Genomic DNA, 5,506 nt, shown 5'->3' with positions numbered 1-5,506 from the left:
TAAGATAGAGAAGTTGCCCCGGAGGGCTGCGGCGGGAGTCGCAGGGCTGGGAGCATCCGATCCTTGAGAACTCAACAGCGTGCACTTGTCAAATGCCAAATAACCTCGTCGGCTGACTCTTTGTGAGTCGGTTGGCAAGATTCCTTTGGATCAATTTTGGAAGTCAGTAATGACATCCGTTTTGGTCAGCATCAAACTCGCTGCTTCACCGTTTTCCCGGTGGGGTCAGCATTTTTTCTTTACGGAGAGTTTGATCCTGGCTCAGGATGAACGCTGGCGGCGTGCTTAACACATGCAAGTCGAACGGTGAAGCTCCAGCTTGCTGGAGTGGATCAGTGGCGAACGGGTGAGTAACACGTGAGCAACCTGCCCCAGACTCTGGGATAAGCGCTGGAAACGGCGTCTAATACCGGATACGCACCAGGAGGGCATCTTCTCTGGTGGGAAAGATTTTTTGGTCTGGGATGGGCTCGCGGCCTATCAGCTTGTTGGTGAGGTAACGGCTCACCAAGGCGTCGACGGGTAGCCGGCCTGAGAGGGTGACCGGCCACACTGGGACTGAGACACGGCCCAGACTCCTACGGGAGGCAGCAGTGGGGAATATTGCACAATGGGCGCAAGCCTGATGCAGCAACGCCGCGTGAGGGATGACGGCCTTCGGGTTGTAAACCTCTTTTAGCAGGGAAGAAGCGAGAGTGACGGTACCTGCAGAAAAAGCGCCGGCTAACTACGTGCCAGCAGCCGCGGTAATACGTAGGGCGCAAGCGTTATCCGGAATTATTGGGCGTAAAGAGCTCGTAGGCGGTCTGTCGCGTCTGCTGTGAAAACCCGAGGCTCAACCTCGGGCCTGCAGTGGGTACGGGCAGACTAGAGTGCGGTAGGGGAGATTGGAATTCCTGGTGTAGCGGTGGAATGCGCAGATATCAGGAGGAACACCGATGGCGAAGGCAGATCTCTGGGCCGTAACTGACGCTGAGGAGCGAAAGGGTGGGGAGCAAACAGGCTTAGATACCCTGGTAGTCCACCCCGTAAACGTTGGGAACTAGTTGTGGGGGCCTTTCCACGGTCTCCGTGACGCAGCTAACGCATTAAGTTCCCCGCCTGGGGAGTACGGCCGCAAGGCTAAAACTCAAAGGAATTGACGGGGACCCGCACAAGCGGCGGAGCATGCGGATTAATTCGATGCAACGCGAAGAACCTTACCAAGGCTTGACATATAGAGGAAAGGTCTGGAAACAGTCCCCCCGCAAGGTCTCTATACAGGTGGTGCATGGTTGTCGTCAGCTCGTGTCGTGAGATGTTGGGTTAAGTCCCGCAACGAGCGCAACCCTCGTTCTATGTTGCCAGCACGTAATGGTGGGAACTCATGGGATACTGCCGGGGTCAACTCGGAGGAAGGTGGGGATGACGTCAAATCATCATGCCCCTTATGTCTTGGGCTTCACGCATGCTACAATGGCCGGTACAAAGGGCTGCAATACCGTGAGGTGGAGCGAATCCCAAAAAGCCGGTCCCAGTTCGGATTGAGGTCTGCAACTCGACCTCATGAAGTCGGAGTCGCTAGTAATCGCAGATCAGCAACGCTGCGGTGAATACGTTCCCGGGTCTTGTACACACCGCCCGTCAAGTCATGAAAGTCGGTAACACCTGAAGCCGGTGGCCTAACCCTTGTGGAGGGAGCCGTCGAAGGTGGGATCGGTAATTAGGACTAAGTCGTAACAAGGTAGCCGTACCGGAAGGTGCGGCTGGATCACCTCCTTTCTAAGGAGCATCTGGAGGCTTCGGCCTTCCAGGCGCCGGATCATCACCGAATGTGTGGTGCCGGTTAGCTCATGGGTGGAACATTTGACATGCCGTCAGCGCGGCTGACTTCGGCTAGTACGCCTCTTCGGAGGTTGGAACGTGGGGGTTGGTGAGCGGGGCGGCTGCACGCTGTTGGGTCCTGAGGGACCGGAACGCTTGTTCTGGGACTTCTGGGCCTCGTTGGTGTCTGGCCGGTTGGCTGGGTGCTGCGGGGTACCGCCCGTACTTTGAGAACTACACAGTGGACGCGAGCATCTTTAAAGATAGCGAACGACAGATCTTTCAAAAGGGATCTGTCGGCTCATGTGATTTCAAGTCTTTAAGAGCAGACGGTGGATGCCTTGGCATCTGGAGCCGAAGAAGGACGTAGCAATCTGCGATAAGCCTCGGGGAGCTGATAAGCGAGCTTTGATCCGAGGGTGTCCGAATGGGGAAACCCCGCCAGGCGTTTGTGCGACCTGGTGACTCCCGCCTGAATATATAGGGCGGGTAGAGGGAACGTGGGGAAGTGAAACATCTCAGTACCCACAGGAAGAGAAAACAACAGTGATTCCGTGAGTAGTGGCGAGCGAAACCGGATGAGGCTAAACCGGGCGTGTGTGATAGCCGGCAGGCGTTGCACGTTCGGGGTTGTGGGACTCTCCTGATCTTTCTGCCGAAGGATCGACGTGACAGCAGCGTATAGACGAACGGTCTTGAATGGCCGGCCAGAGTGGGTGGCAGCCCCGTAGTCGAAATGCGTGTGCTGGCGTGGAGTGTATCCCAAGTAGCACGGGGCCCGAGAAATCCCGTGTGAATCTGCCAGGACCACCTGGTAAGCCTAAATACTCCCAGATGACCGATAGCGGACAAGTACCGTGAGGGAAAGGTGAAAAGTACCCCGGGAGGGGAGTGAAATAGTACCTGAAACCGTCTGCTTACAAACCGTTGGAGCACCCCTGGTAGGTGTGACAGCGTGCCTTTTGAAGAATGAGCCTGCGAGTTAGCGATACGTGGCGAGGTTAACCCGTGTGGGGTAGCCGTAGCGAAAGCGAGTCTGAATAGGGCGATTCAGTCGCGTGTCCTAGACCCGAAGCGAAGTGATCTATCCATGGCCAGGCTGAAGCGACGGTAAGACGTCGTGGAGGGCCGAACCCACTTAGGTTGAAAACTGAGGGGATGAGCTGTGGATAGGGGTGAAAGGCCAATCAAACTTCGTGATAGCTGGTTCTCTCCGAAATGCATTTAGGTGCAGCGTTGCGTGTTTCTTGCCGGAGGTAGAGCTACTGGATGGCCGATGGGCCCTACAAGGTTACTGACGTCAGCCAAACTCCGAATGCCGGTAAGTGAGAGCGCAGCAGTGAGACTGTGGGGGATAAGCTTCATAGTCGAGAGGGAAACAACCCAGACCACCAACTAAGGTCCCAAAGCGCGTGCTAAGTGGGAAAGGATGTGGAGTTGCTCAGACAACCAGGAGGTTGGCTTAGAAGCAGCCACCCTTGAAAGAGTGCGTAATAGCTCACTGGTCAAGTGATTCCGCGCCGACAATGTAACGGGGCTCAAGCACGCCACCGAAGTTGTGGCATTGAAACTATTGGCAGGCCTTCGTGGTCCAGCCGTTTTGATGGGTAGGAGAGCGTCGTGTGGCGAGTGAAGCGGCGGTGGAAACCAGCCGTGGACGCCACACGAGTGAGAATGCAGGCATGAGTAGCGAATGACGTGTGAGAAACACGTCCTCCGAAAGACCAAGGGTTCCAGGGTCAAGCTAATCTTCCCTGGGTAAGTCGGGACCTAAGGCGAGGCCGACAGGCGTAGTCGATGGACAACGGGTTGATATTCCCGTACCGGCGAAGAACCGCCCAAACTAATCCAGTGGTGCTAAGCGCCCGAAACCATCCATCGTCACCTTCGGGTGACACCGGGTGGTGGAGCGCGCGACCCCATGCTGGTGCGGTTAGCGTATTAACAGGTGTGACGCAGGAAGGTAGCCCAAGCCAGGCGATGGTTGTCCTGGTGCAAGTGCGTAGGCCGAGAGGTAGGCAAATCCGCCTCTCATTCAGGCTGAGACACGATGCGGATGAAAAGTGGGTGATCCTATGCTGCCGAGAAAAGCATCGACGCGAGGTTCCAGCCGCCCGTACCCCAAACCGACTCAGGTGGTCAGGTAGAGAATACCAAGGAGATCGAGAGAATCGTGGTTAAGGAACTCGGCAAAATGCCCCCGTAACTTCGGGAGAAGGGGGGCCTTCGACGTACTAGGACTTGCTCCGAAAGCGTTTGGAGGCCGCAGAGACCAGTGGGTAGCGACTGTTTATTAAAAACACAGGTCCGTGCCAAGTCGCAAGACGATGTATACGGACTGACGCCTGCCCGGTGCCGGAAGGTTAAGAGGACCGGTTAGCCGCAAGGCGAAGCTGAGAATTTAAGCCCCGGTAAACGGCGGTGGTAACTATAACCATCCTAAGGTAGCGAAATTCCTTGTCGGGTAAGTTCCGACCTGCACGAATGGCGTAACGACTTCCCAACTGTCTCAACCACGAACTCGGCGAAATTGCATTACGAGTAAAGATGCTCGTTACGCGCAGCAGGACGGAAAGACCCCGTGACCTTTACTACAGCTTGGTATTGGTGTTCGGTGTGGCTTGTGTAGGATAGGTGGGAGACTTTGAAGCAGTGACGCCAGTTACTGTGGAGTCGTTGTTGAAATACCACTCTGGTCACTCTGGATGTCTAACTTAGAACCGTGATCCGGTTCAGGGACAGTGCCTGGTGGGTAGTTTAACTGGGGCGGTTGCCTCCCAAAAAGTAACGGAGGCGCCCAAAGGTTCCCTCAACCTGGTTGGCAATCAGGTGGCGAGTGTAAGTGCACAAGGGAGCTTGACTGTGAGACTGACAGGTCGAGCAGGGACGAAAGTCGGGACTAGTGATCCGGCAGTGGCTTGTGGAAGCGCTGTCGCTCAACGGATAAAAGGTACCTCGGGGATAACAGGCTGATCTTGCCCAAGAGTCCATATCGACGGCATGGTTTGGCACCTCGATGTCGGCTCGTCGCATCCTGGGGCTGGAGTAGGTCCCAAGGGTTGGGCTGTTCGCCCATTAAAGCGGTACGCGAGCTGGGTTTAGAACGTCGTGAGACAGTTCGGTCCCTATCCGCTGCGCGCGTAGGAAGTTTGAGAGGATCTGACCCTAGTACGAGAGGACCGGGTTGGACGAACCTCTGGTGTGTCAGTTGTTCCGCCAGGAGCACCGCTGATTAGCTACGTTCGGGATGGATAACCGCTGAAAGCATCTAAGCGGGAAGCCGGCCTCAAGATGAGACTTCCATGCCTTCGGGCGAGAGGCTCCCAGCCAGACTACTGGGTTGATAGGCCAGATGTGGAAGTGCAGCAATGCATGCAGCTGACTGGTACTAATAAGCCGATGACTTGATAACACTTCGTCTATCCGACGATGCTTGCGTCCACTGAGTGGTTCTCGATGTACGGTCGAGAACACAAGCAAACTTCACAGTGCGCTTTGATCTGAAACATCGATAGTGTTTCGGCGGTCATAGCGAGAGGGAAACGCCCGGTCACATTCCGAACCCGGAAGCTAAGCCTCTCAGCGCCGATGGTACTGCAGGGGGGACCCTGTGGGAGAGTAGGACACCGCCGGACTTCCTTTGACAGAAGGGCCACCCAACGTTGGGTGGCCCTTCTGCGTTTTCCGGGCGGTTGCGGCTGCC

Annotated in this window: 3 rRNA genes; all 3 read left to right on the top strand. The window is 55.9% G+C overall.

The features are described 5' to 3' along the window. Positions 1–238: 238 nt before the first annotated feature. The 3 genes from ABTW64_RS15245 (at position 239) to rrf (ending at position 5,438) form a co-directional block, all read left to right on the top strand. A 16S ribosomal RNA gene (locus ABTW64_RS15245) occupies positions 239–1,761 on the top strand. A gap of 351 nt (positions 1,762–2,112) precedes the next feature. Continuing rightward, positions 2,113–5,215 (top strand): 23S ribosomal RNA (locus tag ABTW64_RS15240). Between the two features lie 106 nt (positions 5,216–5,321). Continuing rightward, a 5S ribosomal RNA gene (gene rrf, locus ABTW64_RS15235) occupies positions 5,322–5,438 on the top strand. The 16S, 23S and 5S rRNA genes sit together here, the layout of an rRNA operon. Positions 5,439–5,506 lie beyond the last annotated feature (68 nt).

The organism is Microbacterium sp. NPDC096154 (genome assembly GCF_040302945.1).
GTDB lineage: Bacteria > Actinomycetota > Actinomycetes > Actinomycetales > Microbacteriaceae > Microbacterium.
The sequence above is the reverse complement of the archived record's forward strand: the minus strand, read 5'-3'. Positions and strand labels throughout refer to the sequence as shown.